The 1,391-nt window shown below is 73.7% G+C and carries 1 protein-coding gene; it reads left to right on the forward strand.

The genetic code is table 11. The features are described from left to right. On the forward strand, positions 1 to 1,391 hold a 1,391-nt coding region (locus GA0115259_RS11145; RefSeq protein ID WP_141716524.1), incomplete at both ends, for a beta-ketoacyl synthase N-terminal-like domain-containing protein.

Genomic DNA, 1,391 nt, shown 5'->3' on the forward strand with positions numbered 1-1,391 from the left:
CGTCGGTACGGAAGCACTCGAAGCCGAGCTGAAGCGGCTCGGCGCCACGGTCACCTTCGCCGTCTGCGACATGTCCGACCGGGCCGCGCTGACCGCGCTGCTGGCCACCGTTCCCGAGGACGCGCCGCTCACCGCCGTCGTCCACGCGCAGGAGCCGGACGGTGACTCCGAGGCGGCGCTCTCCTCGGCCCTCGCCGGAGTCGTCCAGCTCGACACGGTCCTCGGCGACCGGCCGCTGGACGCCTTCGTCCTGTTCGGTTCGATCGCCGGGACCTGGGGCGTACGCGGCCAGGAGACCGAGGCCGCGTTCAGCGCCTGGCTGGACGCCTTCGCCCGGTCGCGCCGTGCCCGAGGAGCCACCGCGCTGTCGGTCGCCTGGGGTGCCTGGACGGAGGCCGTGGACCATGCCATGGCCGCGCATCTGCGGCTGAACGGACTGCCCGTCATGGACGCCGACGCGGCGCTCGCCGCGCTCGGCCGGGCCGTCGCCGACGGCGAGAGCGCCGTCACCGTGGCCGATGTCCGCTGGGAGACCTTCGCACCCGCCTTCACCGAGGCGCGCCGAGGCGCCCTGCTCGCGGAACTGCCCGAGGCCCGCGCCGCATGGGAGGCGGCCGAGCGTGACCGGAGGGAGGAGCGGTCCACGGCGGGCACCTACCGGCAGTGGCTGCTCGGCCTGCCCGAGTCGGAACGTGCCGACGCGCCGCTCGCGCTGGTCGCCGAGAAGGTCGCCCTGGTCCTCGGCCACGCGGACGCCGACGCCGTCGAGTCCGAGCTGCCCTTCCGCGACCTCGGCTTCGACTCCCTGACCGCCGTCGACCTGCGCAACCAGCTCAAGGACGCGACCGGGCTCACTCTGCCCGCGACCTTGGTCTTCGACCATCCGACACCGGCCGAACTCGCCGCGCATCTGCGGACCTTGCTGCTCGGTGAGGCGCCCGCCACCACGGCACCCGTGGCCGCTTCCGTACAGACCGCCGAAGACCCGGTCGTGATCATCGGTATGGCCTGCCGCTACCCGGGCGGTGTCACCTCGCCCGAGGAGCTGTGGCGGCTTGTCACCGAAGGAACCGACGCCGTGGGCGAGTTCCCGACCGACCGCGGCTGGGATCTCGACACTCTGCTCGGCGGTCCGCCGGAGGGCGGACGCGGACGCAGCGCCACCGGCCACGGCGGCTTCCTCCATGACGCGGCCGACTTCGATCCGGGCCTGTTCGGCATCTCGCCGCGCGAGGCCATCGTGATGGATCCGCAGCAGCGCATCGTGCTCGAAGCCGCCTGGGAGGCGCTGGAGCGGGCCGGTATCGACGCGACGAGCCTGCGAGGCAGCACCACCGGTGTCTATGTCGGCGGCGGCAGCGGTGACTACCGGCCGCCCGCCGAGGCCGGCC

It is taken from the genome of Streptomyces sp. MnatMP-M17 (assembly GCF_900091995.1).
In the GTDB taxonomy this organism is placed as follows: Bacteria; Actinomycetota; Actinomycetes; order Streptomycetales; family Streptomycetaceae; genus Streptomyces.